Origin of the sequence: Buchnera aphidicola (Ceratovacuna keduensis) (assembly GCF_039372665.1) — a bacterium.
Taxonomy (GTDB): Bacteria; Pseudomonadota; Gammaproteobacteria; order Enterobacterales; family Enterobacteriaceae; genus Buchnera_G; species Buchnera_G aphidicola_D.
This window is the reverse complement of the sequence record NZ_CP134994.1, coordinates 123257-148526: the sequence shown is the minus strand read 5'-3', so window position 1 is coordinate 148526 and position 25270 is coordinate 123257. Positions and strand designations below refer to the sequence as shown.

Here is a 25270-nt window from a genome sequence, read left to right as displayed (position 1 = left end):
AAATAAAAATGATAAAATATAAACAATTTTTTAATAAATATTTTTATTTAATATAAAATAAAAATAAATAAAATAAAAAAGATAATTAAAATGGAACCAAAAAAAATAAAATATTTATTAAATAAAAGATTTAGAAGTTTCTATCCAGTAGTAATAGACATAGAAACAGCAGGATTTAATTATAATACAGATGCTTTATTAGAAATTGCAGCAATAACTTTAAAAATGGATGAATCAGGATGGTTAAAAAAAGAAAAAACATTTCATTATCATATAAAACCTTTTATAGGATCCGTATTAAATGAAACTTCAATAAAATTTAATAAAATAGATCCATTTAATCCATTAAGAGGTGCTATAAGTGAAAAAAATGCTTTAATAAATATTTTGAAAGAAGTTAAAAAAAAAATAAAATTAGAAAAATGCAAAAAAGGAATAATAGTTGCACATAATTCAATATTTGATTTAAATTTTTTTATGTCTGCAATAAAAAGAAATAGTATTAAAAAAAATCCATTTCATACATTTGTAACTTTTGATACAGCAACTTTAAGTGGTCTAGCTATTGGTCAAACAGTGCTTTCGAAAGCTTGCAAAAAAATAGGAATATATTTTGATAACAAAAAAGCACATTCTGCATTATACGATGCATTAAAAACAGCTAATTTATTTTGTAAAATAGTAAATAAATGGAAAAAATTAGGAGGTTGGCCTATAAAAAAAAATAAATAAAAATAATAGATATAACAATAAATTTTAAAATATAAAATTTAATGTTATATCTTCAAAAAATAATTTAAAAATTTTTATTATTTATAATAATAAAAATTATTATGTTATTATATTTTTTCCAAAATTTTTTTTAATTCACCTGTTTCAGACATTTTTATTATAATACTACAACCGCCAATTAACTTTCCATGTACCCACAACTGAGGAAAAGTAGGCCAATTTGAAAATTTAGGCAATTCTCTTCTAATGTTAGAATGTTTTAAAACATCTATATATTTACATTTTTTAGTATATTTTAATATTATTTTAGATGCTTGATCAGAAAAACCACATCTTGGATAATTTAAATTTCCTTTCATATATAATAATATAGAATTATTTTTTATTTGTTCTTTTATTTCTTCTAATGTATTCATTTTTGTTTAATTATTTTTATAATAAAAATTATTATAATATCAATAATATTTTTTTTGATAATTATATATAAAAAATTAAAAATAAGATATAGACATAAATATTTTTTTTTGCAATAATAAAAATATAATAATTTTATCATGGGGCTGTTTTAGGATTTGACAAATAACTTTAAAATTTTAGGTTCATGTCAAGAATAGGAAAAATCTTGTAAAAAAACCAAAAAAAATACTTGCAAAAAGAACAAAATACGCTTTAGCGGCTTAAAAACTAATAAAGCCCTTTTATCTAATTTATTCTCTTTAAATTAGATTACAAAAGGTCACAAAAAAGAGATATTAATAAAAAATGTTCATTTTTTTTATTAAAAATATTTTATATGAACTATAATTTTTGTAATATGTCTATTTATTCAAAAATTTAAATAAAAAAATAGAATAAACATGTAATACCTATATTATAAAACGTTATTTGGACGCGGGTTCGAATCCCGCCAGCTCCAATATAACATTAATATTTTAAACATTTTTGTTAAAAAATATTTAAAATAATATAAAAACTATGAAAAAAGAAATAAAAAAAAATAAAAATATAAAAGAAAAAATAAAAAATAAAGAAAAAATAAAAATATATATAGAAAAAAATAAAAAAATTAATTTAAAAATAAAAAAAAATCTTAAAAAAATAATATTTTTAAAAAAAACTAAAAATGATATGTATCTTAGAGAAATAGCTAATATAGAAAATATGGAAAAAGAAAATAAAAAAAAAATAAAAAATATAAAAATAGAAAATATTAAATTATTTATTAAAAAAATTACTAAAATAATTAAAAATATAAAAAAAATAAATAAAAAAATAAAAGAAAAAAAAATTGAAAACAATCCTATTATTAATGGAATACCTTTAATATTAAAATCTATTTTAAACATAAAAAAAAAAATAATAAAAAAAAACAAAATTATTTAATTTAAAAATAAAATATTATTTTTTATAAATTCCAATCTATTTTATCTTTTTTAATATAAGATAAAATACTATTTATTTTAAGAAAATGATTACATCCTAAAAAACCATTATTTGATGAATATGGAGATGGATGAGATGAAATTAATATAAAATGTTTTTTAAAATTTATTAAATCAATTTTTTTTTGAGCATTTTTACCTAATAACAAAAAAATTACATTTTTTTTATAAAAACTTATTTTTTCTATTATAGTATCAGTAAAATGTGTCCAACCAATGTCTTTATGAGAATTTGGTTTATTTTCTTCAACTGTTAAAATAGTATTTAATAATAAAATACCTTGATTAGCCCATTTTAATAAATTTCCATGTTTAGGAATATTAAAATATTTTATACTACTTTTTAGTTCTTTAAATATATTATTTAATGAAGGAGGTATTTTTATTCCATAATTTACTGAAAAAGATAATCCATTTGCTTGACCATTTTTATAATAAGGATCTTGTCCTAACATAACTATTTTTATATTTTTGAAACTAGTATATTTAAATGCAGAAAATATATTTTTGTCAGAAGGATATATAACTTTATTTAATCTTTCTAATCTTATAAAATTTAATATTTCATATAAATATTTTTTTTTTTTTTTATCTAAAATATTTTTCCATGTTATAATTTTTTTCATATTTAAAATTTTTTTTTTATTTAAAATATATTATTATAATTAATAATAATAATTTTTATGATAATTAATCAATACAAAATTATAGGAAAAATATGACATTAGTTACAAAAAAAGCACCTACATTTTTAGCTTCTGCTATATTAAAAAATAATAAAATAATAGAAAATTTTAATTTTAAAAAATATGTAAAAAATAAAATGTCTGTTTTATTCTTTTGGCCTATGGATTTTACATTTGTATGCCCAACAGAAATATTAGAATTTAATAATTTATATGAAGAATTTAAAAAAAGAAACACTAAAATAATAGGTGTATCCTGTGATTCTATTTATTCACATTATACATGGAAAAAAATTTCTATAAAAAATGGAGGAATTGGAGAATTAAAATATACAATAGTTTCTGATATAAAAAAAGAAATACAAAAATTATATGAAGTTGAACATCCAAAAATTGGAGTTTCTTTAAGAGCAACATTCTTAATAGATTCTAATAGAATAATAAGACATGAAATTATAAATGATTTACCTTATGGTAGAAATATAAAAGAAGTTATAAGAATGATAGATGCAATAAAATTTCATGAAAAATATGGTGAAGTATGTCCATCAAATTGGAATAATAAAAAAATAGGAATAAAACCATCTATAGAAGGTTTAAAAAAATATTTAAAAAAGAAAAAATAATAAAAAATAAAACCAGCATAAAAATATTTGCTGGTTTAACCATTTTTAATTAATTTTAATTTTACAAAACAAAATTAAATAAAATCATTTTCTATAAAATTTTCTTCAGATTCTTCTATTGAATCATTGTTTGTAACATCAAAATTATTTTTTTCAAAGTTATTTTTATCTACATTATTAAATTTAGAAATATCAGAATTTTCTAATAAATGATCTTCTTCATTTATACTATTATTTTCTAAACTGTTTTTAGAATTTTCTTCTAAATTAAAAAAATTTGTATTATGAATATCATTTATTATAGGTTGATCATATCTATTAGAATGAAATAAACTAGTTAATAAATTACCAAAAGCTATACCACCAGCAACACCTGCTGCAGTTTGTAATGCATTACCTAAAAAACTACCATTATTCTGATGTCCTGAAAAACAACTTTCTTTATAATTAACGTCATTATTTGAATTATTATTTTTATTACTTATATATTCAGACTTATCATTAACATTTTTTTTATCTATACTATCGTTTTTATTAAAATTAAAAAAATTTGATAAAAAACTTCTTTTAGTTTTTTTTTTAAAACTTTTTAATTCTTCAATTTTATTTTTTAAATCAATAATATTATTATTTAATCTTAATATTACTTCGTCTTGTACTAACAAAGATTGAACCATATAATAATGAGAATTAGGATTTTTTTTTATCAAATTTAAAATTAAATCATTAGCCTCATTATCTTTTTTTGAAAATTTTTTTTCTATATTATCTATTTTTTTAAATAAATTTTTGATAAGAGTTCTCTCTTCAGAATTCATAATATTTTACCAACTTTTTGTTAAAAAATTAAAATTTAAAACATAAAATTAAAAATATAAATATAATAATAAAATTATAAATAACTTTATTGATAAAAATATTTAAAAAGATACAATTATATTAACTAAATATTTTATACAAAAATACAAATATAATAAATAATTATTATTAATATTTAATTAAATAAATAAAAATCATATTATATTTTTATCATATATAAAAATTATATAAAAAGAGAAAAAATATGGAAAATGTTTTAAAAAATGTAGAAAAAGTTTATATAGAAAAAGAACTTAAAAATTCATATTTAGATTATGCTATGTCTGTAATAATAGGTAGAGCTCTTCCTGATGTTAGAGATGGATTAAAACCTGTACATAGAAGAATACTATTTGCAATGAACATATTAAAAAATTATTATAATAAACCATATAAAAAATCAGCTAGAATAGTAGGAGATGTTATAGGTAAATATCACCCTCATGGAGATTCTGCTGTTTATGAAGCTATAGTAAGAATGGCTCAACCATTTTCTTTAAGATATATGTTAATAAAAGGTCAAGGAAATTTTGGATCTATAGATGGAGACTCCGCAGCAGCTATGAGATATACAGAAATAAAAATGTCAAAAATTTCACATGAATTTATGAATGATTTAAATAAAAATACTGTAAAATTTGTTTCTAATTATGATGATACAGAAAAAATACCGGAAATCTTACCAACAAAAATACCAAATATTCTTATAAATGGTTCATCAGGAATTGCAGTAGGAATGGCAACTAATATACCTCCTCATAATATTAAAGAAGTAATAAATGGATGTTTAAAATATTTAAAAAATAAAAAAATTTCTTTAAAAAAATTAATGAAATCAATACCAGGTCCTGATTTTCCTACTCGTGGTATAATATATGGTTCTGAAGGAATAAAAAAAGCATACGAAACAGGAAAAGGAAAAATATACATTAGAGCAAAAAGTTTTATAAAAAGAAATAAGAAAACTAAAAGAGAAACAATAATAATTAAAGAAATACCATATCAAGTAAATAAATCTAAATTAATAGAAAAAATTTCAGAATTAGTAAAAGAAAAAAAAATAGAAGGAATAAGTACATTAAGAGATGAATCAGATAAAGAAGGAATGAGAATAATAATAGAAGTTAAAAAAGATTCCATTGCAGAAATAATATTAAATAAATTATATCTTCTAAGCAAATTACAAATTTCTTTTGGTATAAACATGGTTGCATTGTATAATGGAAAACCAAAAATTTTATCTTTAAAAAAAATTTTAAAAGCTTTTTTATATCATAGAAAAGAAATAATTATAAGAAGAAGTATATTTGAATTAAAAAAAAATTGTGAAAGATCTAATTTATTAGAAGGATTTGAAATTGCAATAAATAATATAGATAACATATTAAAAATAATAAAAAAATCTAAAAATATATCACATGCAAAAAAAAATTTATTAAATAAAAAATGGAAAATTAAAAAAAATAATTTTTATAAAATATTTTTAAAAAAAAATAAAATACTTTATAAGTATAAAAAAAATAGTAAAAATATGTTAAATAAAAAATATAATTTAACAAAAAAACAATCAAAAGCAATATTAGATTTAAAATTACATAATATAACTAATTTAGAAAGTAAAAAAATATATTTAGAATATAAAAAAATATTAAAAAATATAAAAAAACTTACTAATATAATAAATTATAAAAAAAAATTAACTGAAGTTGTAAAAAATGAATTAAAAGAAATAAAAAATAGGTTCGGAGATAATAGAAGAACAAAAATAAAAAATAGAATTTCAAAAATAAATATAGAAGATATAATAACAAAAAAAGATGTAGTTGTAACTTTATCAAATTTAGGATATGTAAAATATCAACCACTATCAGATTATAATGCACAAAAAAGAGGTGGTAGAGGAAAACTTGCTGCAAAAATAAAAGAAAAAGACTTTATAGAATGTTTATTAGTAACTAACACTCATAACACAATATTATGTTTTTCTAGTAGAGGAATAATATACTGGATAAAAGTATATCAACTTCCAAGTTCTAATAGAAATACTAGAGGAAAACCTATTATAAATTTACTTCCTTTAAAAATAAATGAAAGAATTACAGCAATTTTACCAGTTTCAGAATATAGTGAAAATACTAATATTTTTATGGCTACATCAAGAGGAATAGTAAAAAAAACATCTTTAACTAAATTTAAAAAACAAAGAAATTCAGGAATAATAGCAATAAATTTAAATAAAGGAGATGAATTAATTGGAGTATCTTTAACTAATGGTAACGATACTGTAATGCTTTTTACATCACAAGGAAAAGTAGTACATTTTTCAGAAAATTATGTTAGAAAAATGGGTAGAACAGCTACAGGTGTAAAAGGAATAAAAATAAATAAAAACGATAAAGTAGTATCATTAATAATACCAAAAAAAAATGGAGAAATTTTAACAGTTACTAAAAATGGATATGGAAAAAGAACAAAAATATCAGAATTTCCTATAAAATCTAGAGCCACTAGAGGAATAATTTCTATAAAAATAACCAAAAAAAATGGAGTTGTCATAGCTTCTATACAAGTTATAAAAAAAAATGAAATAATTATAATTACTAATTCAGGAATTTTAGTGAGAACTAGAGTTTCAGAAATTGGAATATTAAGTAGAAACACACAAGGAGTAATTTTAATAAGAACTAATAAAAAAGAAAAAGTAGTAGCTTTGCAAAAAGTTACAATTCCATTTTCTAAATAAAATATTTATATATTTTTAAATTAAAACATAGTAAAAAAAATATATTTTTTATATAAAATATATAAAAATTTTTTATTAAAAAAATTATTTATATCAATGTAATTTTGTTTTTTAATTTTTATATATTATAAACTTTTAAAAAATTGTTTTGTCAAAAAATAAAATTAAATATTTTTATAGAAATAAGATTTATAAAATTTTTCTTATTTCTATAAAAATTTTAAAAAATAAAAATTTTAACATTGTATAGAAGTAACAGCAGAAGTATATATTATGTCCTCAACAGTAGAACCTCTAGATAAGTCATTTACAGGTTTGTTTATACCTTGTAAAATTGGACCTATTGAAATAGAATTAGTTATATTTTGAACAGCTTTATAAATAGCATTTCCTGAGTTTAAATCTGGAAAAATAAATATATTAGCTTCTCCTGCAATATTAGTAAAATAATTTTTTAATTTTGATATTTTTTTACTAGATGCAACATCATATTGAACAGGACCATCTATTAATAAATTTGGACATTTTTTTTTTACTATTAATGTTGCTTCTCTTACTTTATCTACAGATGGTCCAAAACCAGAACTTTTTGTAGAATATGAAATCATAGCAACTTTTGGCAAAATACCAAAATTAATAGCAGATTTTGATGTCTCTATAGCTATTTCTGCTAATTGCATTGCATTTGGATTAATATTAATAGCACAATCTGCATAAATTAAAACTTTATCTTTAATTAACATAAAAAAAAATGAAGAAATTATAGAAGAAGAATTCTTAGTTTTTATAATTTGTAAAGCAGGTCTTATAGTATTTGCTGTAGTATTTATAGAACCAGAAATTAAACAATTAGCTTCATTATTTTTTAACATCAAAGTTGCTAAAACACAATTATCTTTTAAAAGTTCTTTAGCAGATTCTTTATCTAAAACTTTTGGTAATCTACTTCTTATAAATAATTTTATATAATTATTTCTAATATTTTTAGGATCTACAATTTTTATATTTTTATCTAAAAAAATATTATTAATTTTTGATATATAAATTATTTTTTTTTTATTTCCTAATAAAATACATCTAGAAATTTTTTCTTTTGAACAAAAAGAAACAGCTTTTAATATTCTAATTTCATAACCTTCAGGAAATATTATAATATTATTAAGTTTTTTTGATTCTTTCTTTAAATAATATTTAAAATAATGTGAAGTAAAAAAATTTTTTTTGTTTTCTAAAAAAATATTTTTAATAAAATTATTATAATTATTTAAAAATATATTTTCTTTTAAAACATTTATTTTTTTATTATATTTTTTAAATATATTTTTAGAAAAATTATTTAATATATTATATAAACAAAATATATTTTTTTTTGTAAAAAATACTGGTATTTTATTTTTATAAGATTTTAAAAATATCTTTATAAAATTTCTTATATTAAAATTATTTATTATTAATAAAATAGCGCCTATTTTATAATTTTTATTCAAAATATATAAAAAATTTTTTAAATTTTTTTTATTATTAGTGTCTATTATTAAAAAATAATATTTATAAAAATTTTTATAATTTTTTATATCTATATTATCAAAAATAAAAAATTTTACTTTTTTTTTAAAAGTTTTTTTATTATATATATATTTAGATCTTAATATTTTAGAAATATAAGAAACACACACTTTATTAATTTTTAAATTCCAAATTATTGTATGTAATAAATTTAATATTTTTTTAAATTTATACTTTTTCAATATTTTTTCAAAAAATATTTTATTTTTTTCATTTTTATTACATTGATATAATTGCATACTAAAACAATTTTTTATGAACTTTGTTTTTTTATATTTATGAACTATAAATCCTAATACTATATTTTTATAATAAGAAAAATTTTTAAAAAAAATATTTTTCATAATTTTTAAACTATTTATGTCAAAAAATTTATTATAATTATTAATAAATATAATCTTAGAATTTATACTTTTTGAAAAATCTATATTAAATTTTCTTTCTATATAATTATTATATTTTGTATTAATTCCTTCTATTAATACTATTTTTTTTGAACCTTTTATAGAATAATATTTTTTAATAGTTTTTTCTAAAAAAAAATCATAAGTTTTTTTATTTTCTAAAGAAATAACATTATCTATAAAAACAGGATTTATAAAATTAGACATTTTTTTTCTAAAAATGAATTTAGTAGTTTCATCTAAAAAATTATTTTTTGACTTTTCAAAAATTAATTTAAAAAAAACTATATTAAAATTATAACTCTTAATTAAATTTATTAAACTTAATGATATTGAAATTAAATTTATATTTTTTCCTATTGGAATTAACATTATTGAACTAAACACAAAAACACCTATAATTTTCAAATAATTTTGTTTAACATTAATAAAAAATAAAAATTTTAATTAATTGTATTAATAGTATCTTTAGCAATTACTATTTCTTCATTAGCTGAAATTACTAATATAGGAATAGTATTATATTTATTTATAAAATTAAAATCTTTACAAATTTTATTATTTTTTTTTTCATCTATATAAAAATTTAAAGAATTTAAATGATTTATAGTTATCTTTCTTACTAATTTAGAATTTGTTCCTATACCTCCAGTAAAAATTATAGCATCAATTTTATTTTTTATTAAAAAAAAATATGAACTAATGTATTTAGCAAGTCTATAACAAAACATTTCAATAGAAATTTTATCAATCAAAGAAGTATTATATCTGTTTTCAGAATATCTAAAATCACTACTTTTTCCATTTAAACCTAAAATTCCTGACTTATTATTTAAAATATTTTTTATTTTTTTAATACTAATATTTAAATTTTCATACATATAAAATATTATAGAAGGATCTATATCTCCAGATCTAGTTCCCATAATTAATCCAGATAAAGGAGTAAATCCCATAGAAGTATCTATACAAACTCCATTTTTTACTACAGAAACAGAAGAACCATTTCCTAAATGACAAATTATAATATTTAATTTTTTTATACTTCTATTAAATATTATTGAAACTTTATTTAATATATACGAACAATTAATTCCATGAGCTCCATATTTTCTGATATGATATTTATCATAAAATTTTGTTGGTATAGCATATAAATAAGATATTTTTGGTAAATTATTATGAAAACTAGTATCAAAAACTGCTACATTTTTATTATTAAGTTTTGGAAAAATATCTATAAATGTTTTTATTCCTAACAAATTTAAAGGATTATGTATTGGTGCTAAATAAAAACATTTTTCTATATTTTTTATAACATTTTTATTTATTAATACAGATTTTTTAAACAAAATCCCACCATTTACTACTCTATGTCCTATTCCTACTACTTTAGAAAACATTTCATAATTATATTTCAATAAAATTTTTTTACATATATAATTCACAGCATAATTATGAGACATAAATTTTTTATTACTAAAACTATATTTTTTTTTTTTTATAAACCACTTTATTAAAGAACTATGTAAATTTAAAGAACTAGCTTCTCCATTTAAATATACTACTTCTTTTATGGGATCAATAATAGAAAATTTTATTGAAGAACTTCCAAAATTTAAAACTAAAACTAGATCTTTCATAATTTAAAATATCCAAAACTTTTTATATAATATATAAATAAAACATTATATATTATATTGTTATATATTTTATATTAAAATATAACTATTTTAAAAAATAAATTATAAAATAATTTATATAATATATTTTAAAACATATTTTTAAAATTTTATATTTTATATATTATTAAATTTTTTATTAAATAAAAATATAAATATTTTTTATAATAAAAAAAATAATTAATATGATTTAAATTATATAAAAACATTTTAAAATTATTATTTTATTTTTAAAAATTTGTTAATTTCATATTTTTTGATTATAGGATCTATTATTAAATCTAAATTTCCATTTAATACTTTATCTAAACAATATAAACTAAAATTTAATCTATGATCTGTAATTCTATTTTGAGAAAAATTATATGTTCTATTTCTATCTGATCTATCTCCACTTCCTAACAAATTTTTTCTAATATTAGAATTTTTTTCTTTAATTTTTTTTTCTTCTTGATTTTTTATTCTAGAATATAAAACTTCCATAGCTCGTGATTTATTTTTATGTTGAGATCTTTCATTTTGACATTCTACAACATTTCCAGTTGGTATATGAGTTATTCTAATAGCAGAATCAGTAGTATTTACATGTTGACCTCCAGCACCAGAAGATTTAAAAGTATCTATTTTTAAATCAGAGTTTTTTATTACAAATTCTTTAGAATTTTTTATTTCTGGTATAACTGCTACAGTACAAGTAGAAGTATGAGTTCTTCCTTGATTTTCAGTTTTAGGTATTCTTTGTACTCTATGTCCTCCTGATTCAAATTTTAATTTTTCAAAAACATTTTTTCCATTTATTTTTATAATAGCTTCTTTAAATCCTCCTCTATCTCCATAACTTATATTTATTATATTTGTTTTCCAATTTTTTATTTCAGCATATTTATTATACATTCTAAACAAATCTCCAGCAAATATAGAAGCTTCATCTCCTCCTGAAGCTGATCTTATTTCAATGAAACAACTATTTTTACCACCATTTTTTATGGTAAAAAATTTATATATCTTTTTTTCTAAAATATTATTTTTTTTTTTAAAAAAATTATATTCTTCTTTAGCTAATTTATATAAATCATTATCTTTCATTAAATCTATACATTGTTCTATTTTATTAAAATTATATTTCCAAGAATTGAACAAATTAACTATATTTTTTAATTTATGGTGTTCTTTAGATAAATCATTAAATTTTTTTTCATTATTTTTATAATTTATGTTACAAAACATCTTTTCTATTTTTTTAATTCTATACTTAAATAAACATAACTTTTTCAAAATAAATTTTTTCATTCATTTTACTCATAAAAAATATACAAATACATAATATTAAAATAAATTATACTATTAAAAAAAAATAATAAAATTAACTGATATAATATATATTATAGTTTATATTAAAATTGTAAAAAATTAAAAACATAATTTTAATAAAACTAATAATTTTATGTTATAAAAATAATATTTTTAACTATAAAATAATATTAAATCAAAAAAAAATCTAAATTAAAAAAATAAAATGTTTTTAAAATAAAAATGTACAATTAAATTTTTTTTTAAAAAAACCTTTCTTTTAAAAAAACATTATAAAAATTTTACGATAGGAGAATTTTAAAAAAAAATGAAAATATTTTCTGGAAATGCTACAAAAGAATTATCTAAAGATATAGCAAAATTTTTAAATAAAAATATAGGAATTTCTGAAGTTACAAAATTTAGTGATGGGGAAATAAGCGTAAATATAAAAGAAAATGTAAGAGGACATGATGTTTTTATAATTCAATCAACATGCTACCCAGCTAATGAAAATTTGATGGAATTAGTAATAATAATAGATGCTTTAAAAAGAGCATCAGCAAGAAGAATAACAGCAGTAATACCATATTTTGGATATGCAAGACAAGATAGAAGAATAAAATCATATAGAGTTCCAATTACAGCAAAAGTAATAGCAAATTTTTTATCTAATGTAGGAGTAAATAGAGTATTAACAGTAGATTTACATTCTGAACAAATACAAGGATTTTTTGATATACCTATAGACAATGTTTTTACTAGTCCTGTAATATCAAAAGACATATCAAAAATAAATTTAAATAATCCAGTATTAGTATCTCCAGATATTGGAGGCGTAGTTAGAACTAGATCTGTAGCTGAATTATTAAATTATAAAGATATTGCTATAATAGATAAAAGAAGATCAAAAAAAAATGAATCTCAAGTTATGAACATAATAGGTGATGTAAAAAAAAGAAATTGTATATTAATAGATGATATTATAGACACAGCTGGAACTCTTTGTAATTCAGCTAAAATGCTAAAAAAACATGGAGCAAAAAAAATCTTTTCATATTCTACACACCCAGTTTTTTCTGGTAATGCAGCAGAAAATATAAAAAAATCTTATATAGATGAAATAATAGTATGTAACACTATTCCTTTATCTAAAAAAATAAAAAAAATAAAAAAAGTAAGAACAATAAATTTATCAAAAATGTTATCTGAAGCTATAGAAAGAATAAATAAAGAAAAATCAATTTCTGAAATGTTTTTAACATAAAAAATATAAAAATTATAAAAAACAAAATTTTATAAAAAATAATAAAGACAAAGTATTTTTTCTTTGTCTTTTTTTTTAAAATATATTTATAAATTATATTTAAAAATGTTTTTATAAAAAATTATAAAATAAAAAAATTATATAATATTAAAGAAATTGACATAATAAAAATAAATATTTCTAATATATTTTCAAAAAAAGAAAATCTACATCTATACATTTTTTCATCTTTTATTTTGTTATAAAAACTAACTATTATTTTAAAATATAAATATGTTCCAAATATACTACTAAAAATTATACTAGAAGTTAATATCCAAAAATTATTATGTATTGCATAAGAAAGTATATAAAATTTATTTAAAAAACCAATAGTAGGAGGAATTCCAGCTATAGAAAAAAACACTATAAATAAAGAAATTGATAATAGAGGATATGTATAAAAAATATTAGAAAAAATATTTTTTTTAAAAAATGAATTATCTATTTCTCTATAAATATAACCATTTTTTAATATAGAAAATGAACCAAATAAACAAATATTACAAATAACATAATTTAAAAAATAAAAAAATGCATTTTCTTCAGAAAGTTCAAATCTATTTAAACTTAAAACTGCAACTATTAAGTATCCAACTTGACTTATAGAAGCATATCCTAATAACCTTTTAACATTATTTTGAAACAAAGCTAATAAATTACCAAAAAAAATTGATAATAATGAAAAAATTTGAACTAAATTATAAAAAAAATTTATTTTTAATATTAATGTAGAAGAAAAAAAATATATTAAAAAACTAAAAAAAGAAAGTTTATTTACAGTAGAAAAACACATTAAATATAAAGGACTAGAAGCTTGATATACATCTGGAAAAATAAAATGAAACGGAAATAAAGACATTTTAAAAAAAATACTAAATAATATTATTGATATTCCTAAAAAAATTACTATATTTTTATAAATATCAAATTTATTTATAATTAAATATAAATTTTCATATTCTAAATTACCAGTTATAAAATAAATAATTCCTATTCCAAACAACATAAAAATAGAACTAAAACTGGAAAATATCATATATTTTAAAGAAGCTTCTAAAGAATTTTTATTATTATTAAAAAAATAAATTAATCCAACTGTAGATAATGTAATAATTTCTATACTTATAAAAAAAACAGAAACATGTTTAGAAAAACTTAAAGAAACACTTCCTAATAAAAATAACAATAATAATATGTAATATTCTTCAACATATATTTTTTTTTTATCTAAATAAAAATATGCAAATATAGAGGTTATTAATATAACAGTTAATATTAATAAAGAAAAAAAAATAGAAAATTTATCAAAATGAAAAAAAAAGTTTTTTTTATATAAAAGTTTATCTTTAAAAAACAATAAATAATAAATTGTTAACAATATTCCTAAAATAGAATTTAAAAATATAACTAAATTATTTCTTTTAAATATAATAAAAAACATACCAAAAGAAATACTACATATTATTATTATAAATGGAAAAAACTCCATATATTTTTGAAATATATATAACATATAAAAATTCCTTATTTTCTAATAAATTTAAGAAATATAAATTTAAAAAATATTTAAAAAATTAAACTTATAAAATATAAAATTTGGAAACAATCCTATTAAAATTAATAAAAATGCAAAAAATAAAATTAATAATATTTCAAAAATATTTAAATCAAAATTTTTTAAACAATTTTTTAAATTTCCATAAAAAATTCTATGAAACATTTTTAAAGAACAAAATGCAAAAAATATTAAACTAAATGTAAAAAATATAGACATCTTAGGATAAGATAAAAAAAATCCTATAAAAATTAATATTTCACTTATAAAATTACCAGTACCAGGAAGACCAAAATTAGATAAAGAAAAAAACAGAAAAAATCCAGGAATAAAATTTAAAACTTTCCATAAACCACCCATTTTTTTCAAATTATAAGTATTAAGTTTACTATATATTTTATTAGACAATATAAAAAGCATAGAAGAAGAAATAGTACTAGAAATAATATATAATAATAATCCTTCATAAGATAAACTATTAAGATTAAAAATAGATAATAATATTATTCCTGAATGTGAAATATTAATATATGATAAAATATGTTTTAAATTATTTTTTATACTAGCCATAAAAGTTCCATAAAAAACATTTATGATACCTAATAAAATCATAAAAATTTGAATTTTATGAAATATATTTTCTGAAATTGGAATAAAAAATCTTAATAATCCATATACTCCTACTTTAGACAAAAAGCCTATTAAATCTACAGAATTTCCTTTTGGAGAATATAAAATTGTATTAGGAAGCCAAGTATGAAAAGGAACTACAGGCATTTTTATAATAAAAGATAACAAAAATCCATATAAAATAAAATTTTCTATTATATCTTTATTTAAAAAAACTGTTTTTAATAAATTAAATTCAAATGTCCATACTCCATTAATAGTATGATAATAATTTACTAATAATAAAATTGAAAGTAACATAATCATAGAAGAAATTTGACTATGTATAAAAAAATTTTTTATATAATTTATATTATTTTTCTTTCTAATTTTATTATCTCCCCAAAAAATATTTAAAAAACAAATTGGAAAAATCATTATTTCTATAAATAAAAAGAAAAAAAATAAATTTGTAGATAAAAAAGATCCTATTATATTAGAAATTAAAAATAATATATTTAAATAAAATTTTCCAGGACTTTTGTAATTTTCATTATAAGAAAATATTAATACAACCATTCCTAAAAAAATTGTTAAAAATATCATATATAAAGAAAATCTATCATTATAAAGACTAAAATTAATACCTAATTTTCGTATACATACTATAGAAAAATTGTTATTAAACAAATTTTTATTAAAAAAAAATAATTTTTGAAAAATATCATTAAAAAAAAATAAAATATTTATTAAAAGCATTAATATTATAGAAACTATAGCAAAAAATCTAGGTAATTTATTACTAAATTTTTGTGAAAACCATGAAATTATTCCTCCAAATAATGGAATAACAACAAGAAAAGGAAGCATATTTTTTTACCTTATAAAAAATAATAATAAATTTTAAAAAATTTAAAATTATTAATAAATTAAAATAAAACAAAAAAAAATAAATGTTAATTTTAACAATAAACTAAAAAATTATATAAACAATATTAATGTATAAAATAAGTTAGATACTAAAAAAAATATTAATATATATGTTTTTAAATTTCCAGAATGGAATTTTAAAATTAATTTATTAGTAGTCTTTATAATATATAAAATAAAATTAATAAAATATTTAAAGATATCTTTATATAAAAAATAAGAAAAATAATTATATAAATTCTCTAATATTAAATAAAAATTTTTAAAATATAAATCTTGTCTAAAAATGTTTTTTAAACAATTATATAAAATTTTAAAAAAATATAAATTTTTAAAAAAATTTTTTTTTTTAATTAATAAATAATATACAAACAATGTAAAAATATTAATTATACTAAATAAAAATTCTAAAATAATATAAAAATTGTTTATTTTAAAATAATCAGAAAAAAAATTTGATAAATCTGGAATTATAAAAATTCCTAAAAAAGTGGAAAAAAACATTAAAATTAATGTTGGAATATCATGAAAAAAATTTTCATATAAATCTTTTTTTAAATAATTTTTTTTAAAAAATAATATATAAAACATTAATCTAGCTGAATAAATAATAGTAAAAATTGATCCTAAAAGTGCTATAAAAAAGAACAAATAATTTTTTGATTCTATTATTTTAAATAAAATTTCTCCTTTACTATAAAAACCTAAACTTATTATTGGAAACGACATTAAAGATAATAAACCTATTAAAAAAGAAAAATATACTAAAGAATTTTTTTTTTTAATGAAATTTATTTTAAATATATTATGTTCATTTTTATTATATAAAACTATATAACAAGTAGAAATAAATATTAAAGATTTAAAAATTGCATGACTAATTAAATGAAATATAGCACAAGACCAAGATTTTACTCCTATAGATAAAAACATATATCCTATTTGACTAATAGTAGAATATGCCAATATCTTTTTTATATTTTTGTTAAATATAGAAGATATACTACCTAAAATAATAGAAAAAGAACTTATACAACATATTAAATAAAATATTTGATCATATGCTAAAAAAATATCTTTAGATCTAGATATTAAATATATACCAGAAGTTACCATAGTGGCAGAATGTATTAAAGCAGAAGCTGGAGTTGGCCCAACCATTGCACATGGAAGCCATGTGTGAAATGGAAATTGAGCAGATTTTGACAAAGATGATAATAATAAGAATATACATATTAATTTTATTAAAAATAAATTCTCATATATTTTTTTTGAAATCAACAAATTTGATATTTCATGTATATTAAAAGTATTAAAACAACAATATATTAATAATATAGATATTAAAAAAAATATATCACTTATCTTAGATATTAAAAAAGATTTCATAGAATAAAAAATATTTTTAATATTATCATTATAAAAACTTACTAATAAATAAGAACAAATACCTACACTTTCCCAACCAAAATAAATTAATAAAAAATTATCAGATAAAACTAAAATTGACATACTAGATATAAACAAATTTATATAAGAAAAAAATTTTATTATTTCTTCTTCTAAATACATATACCAATAAGAAAAAAAATATATCAATAATCCTATTCCTGTTATCATAATTAACATAGATAATGAAAGTTCATCTAACAAAAAACTAACATTAAATTTAAATTTATCTATTGATATTAAATTCCATAAATTAAATACAAAAAATTGTTTTTTTAACTTATAAAAAAAATAAAAACTAAATAAACTAGTTAAAAATGAAATTAACAAAGTAAAAAAACCTATAAAAAATAAAATTTTTTTGTTAAAAAAATCTTTTAAAAAAGTTAATAAAAAAAATCCTATTATAGGAAAGAAAATTGTAAAAAGAATAATATTCATTTTTTTAACTCACTTAATAAATTTACATTTAATGTATTATTAATTTTATAAAATTTTAATAATAATGATAAACTTACACAAACTTCAGCTGCAGAAGATGTAATTATAAATATATAAATTATTTGTCCACTTTCATTATTCCAATAATTACCAGAAATTATAAAAAGCAATAAACATGCATTGATCATAATTTCTAAACCTATCATCATTAAAAAAAGATTATTTTTTATAAAAAAAATTAAAGTTCCTAATGAAAAAATTAAAACAGATAAAATAAAACAATAAAATATAGGTATCATAACTATCCTTTATATTAAAAATATATTATTTAATATCTTTATAATTTTTATTGAGATAAAAAGATATAATTAACGATTCTAATAACAGCATAGAAGACAATTCAACCACAAAAAAATAATCTGAAAATAAGATTTTTCCAACTCTTTTCATATCAACTATTTCAGAAAGTTGTGTGATATTAAAATATTTTAAAACTGAATATGTTATATCTATAAAAAAGATACTTGAAACTAAAAATAATAAAAAAAAATTAATAAAATTCTTAATATCTAAATTAATTATAAAAAAATTATCTTTTTTATCAATCATCATTATTATAAAAACAAATAATAATAAAATTGCTCCAGAATAAATAATAACTTGAAAAAATCCAGCTAAATATGAACCTAATAAAAAAAATATTACAGAAGTTGATAAAAATGAAATTATTAATAATAATGTTGAATATAATAAATCATTTACAAAAATTATAAACAATATAGAAATTAATAAAGTAAAACTAGATAAAAAAAATATAAATTGCATATTAAAGTTCCTAATTTTTATTAAGGTAATATTTTTTTTGTATCTACATGATTTATAGAATTATTATTTTTAGAAAAATTTTTATTTTTTATTTTAACACCAGAAACTGAATAAAAATCATAATCTAAATATTTTCCTTGATTAGAAATTATTAAATCTTCTTTTTCATATATCAAATCCTTTTTTTTGTAATCAGATAATTCAAAATCTGGTAAAAGTTGTATTGCTGCAGTAGGGCAAGCTTCTTCACATAAACCACAAAAAATACATCTAGAAAAATCTATTTTAAAAAATTTTGGATAACTTCTTCCATTTTTATCTTTTTTTTGTTGCAAAATTATGCAACTAGAAGGACATACAGAAGCACAAAGATTACATGCAACACATCTTTCATAACCATCTTTATCTTTTGTTAAAACTATTCTTCCTCTATATCTAGGAAACAATTTTGTTTTTTCTTCCGGGTACATAACAGTTTCACTTTTACAAAAAATATTTATAAAAGTAAAAAACATACTTCTTATTTGAGAAAAAAAACCATATAAAATATTTTTTAAAAATAACATAAACATTCCTTTTCAATTATATATTAAAACAAAAAGTGTAGTACCAAATAAATTTAATAATGAAACAGGAAAACAAAATTTCCATCCAAAAGAAATTATTTTATCATATCGAGGTCTAGGAATAGATGCTCTAACTAATATAAATAAAAATACTAAGATGAAAGTTTTTAAAATTATACAAGATATAGGAAAATTATTAATTCCTAAATATCCTCCAAAAAATATACATGCAATAAATGCTGAAACAGAAAAAATTGATATATATTCAGAAATAAAAAACATTCCAAATTTCATACCAGAATATTCTATACGATATCCATCAGATATTTCTTGTTCAGATTCTGGTTGATCAAAAGGATGTCTATGACAGATCGCTAAACTAGCTATAAAAAAAACTAAAAAATTTAAAAATTGTGGAATAATGTTCCAAACATATTTTTGACTTATTATAATATCATTAATGTTGTAAGAATTAGATTTTATAATTATAGACATTAATGATATTCCTAAAAAAATTTCATAACTTATAATTTGAGAAATAGATCTTATAGATCCTAATAAAGAATATTTATTACCACTAGATATTCCAGATAAAATAGTAGAATACATAGTTAAACTAACTAACATTAAAAAAAATAATATTCCTATGTTTATATTTAATATATTACATTTATTATAAAAAGGAATTATAAAAAACATAAATAATGATATACAAAATGCAATTATTGGAGATATGAAAAATATAAATTTTTTGCTAAATGGAGGTATCCAATCTTCTTTGAAAAATATTTTTATCATATCAGCTAAAATTTGTAAACTACCAAACCAACCAACTCTATTAGGACCACATCTATTCTGTAATATAGCTAAAACTTTTCTTTCTAATATACTTAAAAAAGCTCCTAACATAGTTATTAAAATAACAAAAGAAAAAGCGCTTATAAAGTTTAATAAAATATTCATAATATTTTTTTTGTTTCTTAATTAATAAATTTATATTATTTTGAATTTTTTTATCTTATAACCATTTAAAAACAATGGAATTTTAAATGATCCTATTGGTAAAGAAATGTAACCATATTTTAAAAATTTTGAAAAATATATTATAATTTTAAAATTTTTAGAATTAAACCTAAATAATAATATACTACCTTTTTTTAATTTTAAAAAATTTGCATATTTTAAATTTACGAAACCAGGTATAAATTCATCTTCTTTTACAAAATTTTTATAAAATTGTGATATTTCATCACATGAAAACAAAGAAATATATCTAGTTACAATTAATTCATTTTTATTAAAACTTTTATAAAAAGATATTTTATTTTTCTTAATATTTTTCTTTTTAATAAATTTAAACAATTTTTTTCCAGAAAAAAAATTTTTTTTAGAAATATTATTCCAAGCTTGAGAAGAATTTATTCCAGGGTTCCAAACAAAAGGTATATGACTTATTTTATTATTAAAATTGTGATGTCCTTCCATAGACATGGAAAACATGGTTTCTGAATCATATATAACATTTTTTTTAAAATCTTTTTTACTATTTCTTAATACTGTTCTACCACTTGCTCTATTAGGATATCTTGGTATTTTTTGTCCAATTATTCTAAAATTAGATCTAGGAGAAGAATTTTGTATTCCTTCAAAATCAGGAATTTTATTTAAACATAAATTTATTATATTTTCTAAACTACTACATTTAAATTTTTTTTTATTAATTTCATAATATATTTTGCTTATCCATTTCCAACTATCCATTCTTAAAGATAATTTATTATATTGTTTTTTATCAAGTATTTTAAAATATCTTTGTGATCTAGCTTCATAATTTACTATAGTACCAGTACTTTCTAAAAAACTGTTAACAGGTAATGACAAATTAAAACTTTTCATACTATCTGTATTTAAATGATCTAATACTATTATTTTATTATCTTTTTTTAAAATTTTTTCTATAATATTTTTTGATATTAATCTATATAAATCATTTTCCATCAAAATTATAGAAACATTTTTTTCTTCATATGCTTTTTTTAAAATTTTTTCTAATGAAATATTACTCATAATAGAAGTACTAATACTATTAGGTCCTGAAGTTAAAAAAATACTTCCTAAATTAGAATTTATTCTTTTTAAAGAATCTATTAAATTTATACAAGATTTTATTAAATTTAAATTATTATCATGAAAACTCAATATTATTAAAGGTTTTTTACATTTTTTTAATATTTCAGAAATATATAAAATTTTTTCTTTTTTAGAAGTAAAAAAATCACATTTTTCAATTTTTTTATTACTAATAACTTTTTCTAAAAAAAATAAAAATTTAGATTGATTTTCATAATCGCTATAATAATTTATTTTAGAAATATCATCTAATTTAGTATAATCATTACTTAATATAAAAATAGAGCTATTAATTTTATTAAAAATTTTATTTTTAGAAGAAATTTTTAAAAAATTGCATATTTTTTTAAAATCAAAATTTTTATTATTAATTTGATTTTTTGCAGATTGTCTAATGGACAAAGACATTCTAGGAGCTGTAATAGTAATATCTTGACCTATAATTATTGAAGCATCATAATTTTCTATTTCTTTTAATGTAGGTATATTAGTACAATTTTTTTTTAAAAAATTTACTATAATATTATTACATTCACTTTCTTTTTCAATCATTCCATTAGAAAAATTTTTTTTTCCTACAAAATTTAATAAAGCAAAATTATTTTCTATATTAGACCTATAAGATCCTATACCTAATATTATTTTTGATTTTTTTAAAATGTTTTTAGCTTCTTTTATAGCTTGTTTTTTACTTAATTTTAATCTTTTATTTTTTTTTAATAAAAATGGATATAATGGAACATTTTTTTTATTAATAAATTGATGACCAAATCTTCCTAAATCACAAATAAAATGACCATTTATATCACCATGATATCTATTTTCTACTTTTCTAAATATTCCTAGTCTTTCACTACCTATTATGTTACATCCAACACTACAAAAATTACATATACTAGGTGTATGACTCATATCAATTTTTCTACTATAATTTTTGTTATGTAATTTATCAGTAAAAACTCCAGTAGGACAAATTTCTATTAAATTTCCAGAATGCTCATTTTCTAAATCACCATCTTTAACTCTTCCAAAATAAAGATTATTAGATAAACCATATACATCAAAATCTTTTCCATCAGCATAATCTTTATAAAATCTAACGCATTTATAGCAAGAAATACATCTATTCATTTCATGAGATATAAATCTTCCTAAATATTGATTTTTATATATTCTTTTTTTATATCTATATCTTCTAATATTGTGATTTGAAACAACTGTAATATCTTGTAAATGGCAATTTCCTCCTTCTGGACATATAGGACAATCATGAGGATGATGTAACATTAACATTTCAACAATACTTTTTCTAAATTTATTTACTTCATCATCTTCATGTACATAAATTTCCATATTTTTTTCAGGTTTGGACATACATGACATTATTATTTTAGTTTGAACAATTCCATTAAAATCTATAAATTTATGTTTTATAGCACATTGTCTACAAGAACCCACACTTCCTAAAGAAGGATGCCAACAAAAATATGGAACATTAACATTATTTTCAAGACAATTTTGCAATATATTTTTTGATGAGTCTACTTCATATCTTTTTCTATCTATTAATATTGTAACCATTATATTTTATATCCAAAAAAATAATAAAATTAAACTTATATATTATTTAAATTGTTTGACTGAATTCCAAACACTTTATTTTTAATAATAGGTAAATTAAAATCTATTCCATTTTCAAATTCTTTTCTAAAATATTTAATAGCATTATATAAAGGACTTATAGCTCCAGGAGCAAAAGCACAAAAAGTTTTACCTATACTTAAATTTTTACATATTTCTTCTAATATTTCAATGTCACCGATTCTACCTTTTTTATTTTTTAAATCTTTTAATATTTTTACTGACCAAGGTAAACCTTCTCTACATGGAGTACACCATCCACAAGATTCTCTAGAAAAAAAAATTTCTATATTTAATAATAAAGATACTATATTAATCTTATTGTCTACAGCTATACAAATTCCAGTTCCTAATCTACTTCCTACTAAATTTAAACTATTAAAATCCATTGATATATCTAAATAATGTTTAGTTAATATTCCAGTTCCAGCTCCTCCTGGAAACCAAGCTTTTAAATTATATCCATCTTTCATGCCTCCTGCATAATCTTCTAATATTTCTCTAGATGTTGTTCCAAATGGCAATTCCCAAAGTCCAGGTTTTTTTACTTTTCCAGAAAATCCCATTAATTTAGTACCGGTATCATTATTTTTTGAAATATTTTTATACCATTTATATCCATTAAGTATTATTGCAGGAACATTTGACAAAGTTTCTACATTATTCACACATGTAGGTTTATTCCACAATCCTGACTGAGATGGAAATGGAGGTTTTGATCTAGGATTAGGTCTTTTGCCTTCCAAAGAATTTATTAATGCAGTTTCTTCTCCGCATATATATCTACCAGCTCCTGTATGTATAAAAATTTCTATGTTAAAACCACTATTTAATATATTTTTACCTATATATCTTTTTTCTTTTGCTTCTAATATAGATTTTTCTAATAAAAATTTTGAAAGAAAATATTCTTCTCTCAAAAATATATAACTACAAGATGCTTGAATAGCATAAGCACTTAACAATATTCCTTCTAAAAGTAAATGAGGTATTTTTTCCATTAAAAATCTATCTTTATATGTACCAGGTTCCATTTCATCAGCATTACATAATAAATATGTTTTTCCAAAATAATTTTTTTTAGGAATTAAACTCCACTTTTCTCCAGTTAAAAATCCTCCACCTCCTCTTCCTTTTAATTTTGATTTTTTTATTATAGAAACAACTTCGTCAGGAGAAAGATTTTTTAAAGCAAATTTTAATGCTAAATATCCTCTTTTATTTTCATATTCATCTATAAAAATAGTTTTTTTAAATTTTTTTATTCTCCATGTCAAAGGATGAGTTTCTTCATACTTATAAAAATAATTATTCATTTTATACTCTCTAATATGTTTATAGCAGATTTTACAGTAATATTAGAAAACAAATTTTCATTTATCATAATAGTAGGACTGTTATCACAATTTCCTAAGCAACAAATTGGTATTAAAGTAAACTTATTGTCTTTAGTAGTACAACCAGTATTTATATTTAAATGTTTAGAAATTGCATTTTTTATTTTTTTATACCCATTTATATAACATACAACTCCATCACAATATTTTATAATATTTTTACCTACTGGTTTTCTAAATATTTGATTATAAAATGTAGCAATACTTTCTATTTTTGATACTGGAACTGAAATAATTTTAGAAATTTCTGACATGGTATCTAAAGATATCCATCCTAATCTTTTTTGAACAAATTTTAAAGATTCTACAATAACAGCATCAGAATTTTCATATTTATTTAGTTCTTTTAAAATAAATTTTTTTTCTTTATCATTTATCATTTTTTTTCA

The 25270-nt window shown here is 18.0% G+C and carries 21 protein-coding genes and 1 other RNA gene; 6 read left to right on the top strand and 16 right to left on the bottom strand.

Annotated elements, in window-relative coordinates; translation table 11 throughout:
* Positions 1–90 precede the first annotated feature (90 nt).
* Entirely contained in the window at positions 91–732 is a 642-nt protein-coding gene (rnt, locus tag RJK19_RS00690) for a ribonuclease T (RefSeq protein WP_428994311.1), read from the top strand.
* 107 nt (positions 733–839) lie between these two features.
* On the opposite strand, the gene grxD is transcribed toward rnt, so the two are convergent.
* A complete protein-coding gene (gene grxD, locus RJK19_RS00685) occupies positions 840–1148 on the bottom strand; it encodes a Grx4 family monothiol glutaredoxin (RefSeq protein ID WP_343184160.1) in 309 nt (102 codons plus the stop codon).
* Between the two features lie 140 nt (positions 1149–1288).
* Here grxD and ssrA point away from each other — a divergent pair.
* Both ssrA and RJK19_RS00675 read left to right on the top strand, forming a co-directional pair.
* Positions 1289–1651: a transfer-messenger RNA gene (gene ssrA / locus RJK19_RS00680) on the top strand.
* A gap of 56 nt (positions 1652–1707) precedes the next feature.
* A complete protein-coding gene (locus RJK19_RS00675; protein WP_343184159.1) occupies positions 1708–2115 on the top strand; it encodes a hypothetical protein in 408 nt (135 codons plus the stop codon).
* Between the two features lie 22 nt (positions 2116–2137).
* On the opposite strand, the gene ung is transcribed toward RJK19_RS00675, so the two are convergent.
* Entirely contained in the window at positions 2138–2800 is a 663-nt protein-coding gene (gene ung / locus RJK19_RS00670) for a uracil-DNA glycosylase (RefSeq protein WP_343184158.1), read from the bottom strand.
* A 92-nt stretch (positions 2801–2892) separates the two neighbouring features.
* Here ung and RJK19_RS00665 point away from each other — a divergent pair, with 92 nt between their 5' ends.
* Entirely contained in the window at positions 2893–3486 is a 594-nt protein-coding gene (locus tag RJK19_RS00665) for a peroxiredoxin (protein WP_343184157.1), read from the top strand.
* A 74-nt stretch (positions 3487–3560) separates the two neighbouring features.
* Here RJK19_RS00665 and RJK19_RS00660 read toward each other — a convergent pair whose 3' ends face one another.
* Complete coding sequence (locus RJK19_RS00660; RefSeq protein WP_343184156.1) at positions 3561–4304, bottom strand: DUF2076 domain-containing protein; 744 nt, start codon at positions 4302–4304, stop codon at positions 3561–3563.
* A gap of 245 nt (positions 4305–4549) precedes the next feature.
* Between RJK19_RS00660 and gyrA the strand changes: the two genes are divergently transcribed.
* The gene (gene gyrA, locus RJK19_RS00655; RefSeq protein WP_343184155.1) at positions 4550–7087 is read left to right on the top strand and encodes a DNA gyrase subunit A; all 2538 of its coding nucleotides are present in this window, start codon (positions 4550–4552) and stop codon (positions 7085–7087) included.
* Positions 7088–7323: 236 nt separating this feature from the next.
* On the opposite strand, the gene pta is transcribed toward gyrA, so the two are convergent.
* The 3 genes from pta to prfA all read right to left on the bottom strand — a co-directional run bounded on the left by pta (position 7324) and on the right by prfA (position 12029).
* Entirely contained in the window at positions 7324–9465 is a 2142-nt protein-coding gene (gene pta / locus RJK19_RS00650) for a phosphate acetyltransferase (RefSeq protein ID WP_343184154.1), read from the bottom strand.
* A gap of 35 nt (positions 9466–9500) precedes the next feature.
* On the bottom strand, positions 9501–10700 hold the full coding sequence (locus RJK19_RS00645; protein ID WP_343184153.1) for an acetate/propionate family kinase: 1200 nt from the start codon (positions 10698–10700) through the stop codon (positions 9501–9503).
* A gap of 258 nt (positions 10701–10958) precedes the next feature.
* Complete coding sequence (gene prfA, locus RJK19_RS00640) at positions 10959–12029, bottom strand: peptide chain release factor 1 (RefSeq protein WP_343184152.1); 1071 nt, start codon at positions 12027–12029, stop codon at positions 10959–10961.
* A 328-nt stretch (positions 12030–12357) separates the two neighbouring features.
* Here prfA and RJK19_RS00635 point away from each other — a divergent pair, with 328 nt between their 5' ends.
* Positions 12358–13296: a ribose-phosphate pyrophosphokinase gene (locus tag RJK19_RS00635; RefSeq protein ID WP_343184151.1), complete on the top strand. Its 939-nt coding sequence runs from the start codon at positions 12358–12360 to the stop codon at positions 13294–13296.
* A gap of 121 nt (positions 13297–13417) precedes the next feature.
* On the opposite strand, the gene RJK19_RS00630 is transcribed toward RJK19_RS00635, so the two are convergent.
* The 10 genes from RJK19_RS00630 to nuoE all read right to left on the bottom strand — a co-directional run bounded on the left by RJK19_RS00630 (position 13418) and on the right by nuoE (position 25261).
* A complete protein-coding gene (locus RJK19_RS00630; protein WP_343184150.1) occupies positions 13418–14827 on the bottom strand; it encodes an NADH-quinone oxidoreductase subunit N in 1410 nt (469 codons plus the stop codon).
* 66 nt (positions 14828–14893) lie between these two features.
* Positions 14894–16372 carry an NADH-quinone oxidoreductase subunit M gene (locus tag RJK19_RS00625; protein ID WP_343184149.1) on the bottom strand — a complete coding sequence of 493 codons (1479 nt, stop codon included), beginning with the start codon at positions 16370–16372 and terminating at the stop codon, positions 14894–14896.
* Positions 16373–16483: 111 nt separating this feature from the next.
* Positions 16484–18322 (bottom strand): NADH-quinone oxidoreductase subunit L, encoded by a 1839-nt coding sequence (locus tag RJK19_RS00620; protein WP_343184148.1) that lies wholly within the window; start codon positions 18320–18322, stop codon positions 16484–16486.
* The gene (gene nuoK / locus RJK19_RS00615) at positions 18319–18621 is read right to left on the bottom strand and encodes an NADH-quinone oxidoreductase subunit NuoK (RefSeq protein WP_343184147.1); all 303 of its coding nucleotides are present in this window, start codon (positions 18619–18621) and stop codon (positions 18319–18321) included. Before nuoK ends, RJK19_RS00620 begins: the two co-directional genes overlap by 4 nt.
* Positions 18622–18646: 25 nt before the next feature.
* Positions 18647–19147, bottom strand: coding sequence for an NADH-quinone oxidoreductase subunit J (locus tag RJK19_RS00610; RefSeq protein ID WP_343184146.1), 501 nt, complete (start codon positions 19145–19147; stop codon positions 18647–18649).
* A 20-nt stretch (positions 19148–19167) separates the two neighbouring features.
* The gene (gene nuoI, locus RJK19_RS00605; RefSeq protein ID WP_343184145.1) at positions 19168–19713 is read right to left on the bottom strand and encodes an NADH-quinone oxidoreductase subunit NuoI; all 546 of its coding nucleotides are present in this window, start codon (positions 19711–19713) and stop codon (positions 19168–19170) included.
* A 12-nt stretch (positions 19714–19725) separates the two neighbouring features.
* Complete coding sequence (nuoH, locus tag RJK19_RS00600) at positions 19726–20676, bottom strand: NADH-quinone oxidoreductase subunit NuoH (protein ID WP_428994310.1); 951 nt, start codon at positions 20674–20676, stop codon at positions 19726–19728.
* A 30-nt stretch (positions 20677–20706) separates the two neighbouring features.
* A complete protein-coding gene (gene nuoG / locus RJK19_RS00595) occupies positions 20707–23424 on the bottom strand; it encodes an NADH-quinone oxidoreductase subunit NuoG (RefSeq protein WP_343184144.1) in 2718 nt (905 codons plus the stop codon).
* Between the two features lie 35 nt (positions 23425–23459).
* The gene (gene nuoF / locus RJK19_RS00590; RefSeq protein WP_343184143.1) at positions 23460–24800 is read right to left on the bottom strand and encodes an NADH-quinone oxidoreductase subunit NuoF; all 1341 of its coding nucleotides are present in this window, start codon (positions 24798–24800) and stop codon (positions 23460–23462) included.
* On the bottom strand, positions 24797–25261 hold the full coding sequence (gene nuoE / locus RJK19_RS00585) for an NADH-quinone oxidoreductase subunit NuoE (RefSeq protein WP_343184142.1): 465 nt from the start codon (positions 25259–25261) through the stop codon (positions 24797–24799). Before nuoE ends, nuoF begins: the two co-directional genes overlap by 4 nt.
* Positions 25262–25270 lie beyond the last annotated feature (9 nt).

Bases quoted from the DNA above. Each gene is read 5' to 3' on its own strand.
- rnt (WP_428994311.1), top strand. From the start codon at position 91: ATGGAACCAAAAAAAATAAAATATTTATTAAATAAAAGATTTAGAAGT.
- grxD (WP_343184160.1), bottom strand. From the start codon at position 1,148: ATGAATACATTAGAAGAAATAAAAGAACAAATAAAAAATAATTCTATA.
- RJK19_RS00675 (WP_343184159.1), top strand. From the start codon at position 1,708: ATGAAAAAAGAAATAAAAAAAAATAAAAATATAAAAGAAAAAATAAAA.
- ung (WP_343184158.1), bottom strand. From the start codon at position 2,800: ATGAAAAAAATTATAACATGGAAAAATATTTTAGATAAAAAAAAAAAA.
- RJK19_RS00665 (WP_343184157.1), top strand. From the start codon at position 2,893: ATGACATTAGTTACAAAAAAAGCACCTACATTTTTAGCTTCTGCTATA.
- RJK19_RS00660 (WP_343184156.1), bottom strand. From the start codon at position 4,304: ATGAATTCTGAAGAGAGAACTCTTATCAAAAATTTATTTAAAAAAATA.
- gyrA (WP_343184155.1), top strand. From the start codon at position 4,550: ATGGAAAATGTTTTAAAAAATGTAGAAAAAGTTTATATAGAAAAAGAA.
- RJK19_RS00645 (WP_343184153.1), bottom strand. From the start codon at position 10,700: ATGAAAGATCTAGTTTTAGTTTTAAATTTTGGAAGTTCTTCAATAAAA.
- prfA (WP_343184152.1), bottom strand. From the start codon at position 12,029: ATGAAAAAATTTATTTTGAAAAAGTTATGTTTATTTAAGTATAGAATT.
- RJK19_RS00635 (WP_343184151.1), top strand. From the start codon at position 12,358: ATGAAAATATTTTCTGGAAATGCTACAAAAGAATTATCTAAAGATATA.
- RJK19_RS00630 (WP_343184150.1), bottom strand. From the start codon at position 14,827: ATGGAGTTTTTTCCATTTATAATAATAATATGTAGTATTTCTTTTGGT.
- RJK19_RS00625 (WP_343184149.1), bottom strand. From the start codon at position 16,372: ATGCTTCCTTTTCTTGTTGTTATTCCATTATTTGGAGGAATAATTTCA.
- RJK19_RS00620 (WP_343184148.1), bottom strand. From the start codon at position 18,322: ATGAATATTATTCTTTTTACAATTTTCTTTCCTATAATAGGATTTTTT.
- nuoK (WP_343184147.1), bottom strand. From the start codon at position 18,621: ATGATACCTATATTTTATTGTTTTATTTTATCTGTTTTAATTTTTTCA.
- RJK19_RS00610 (WP_343184146.1), bottom strand. From the start codon at position 19,147: ATGCAATTTATATTTTTTTTATCTAGTTTTACTTTATTAATTTCTATA.
- nuoI (WP_343184145.1), bottom strand. From the start codon at position 19,713: ATGTTATTTTTAAAAAATATTTTATATGGTTTTTTTTCTCAAATAAGA.
- nuoH (WP_428994310.1), bottom strand. From the start codon at position 20,676: ATGAATATTTTATTAAACTTTATAAGCGCTTTTTCTTTTGTTATTTTA.
- nuoG (WP_343184144.1), bottom strand. From the start codon at position 23,424: ATGGTTACAATATTAATAGATAGAAAAAGATATGAAGTAGACTCATCA.
- nuoF (WP_343184143.1), bottom strand. From the start codon at position 24,800: ATGAATAATTATTTTTATAAGTATGAAGAAACTCATCCTTTGACATGG.
- nuoE (WP_343184142.1), bottom strand. From the start codon at position 25,261: ATGATAAATGATAAAGAAAAAAAATTTATTTTAAAAGAACTAAATAAA.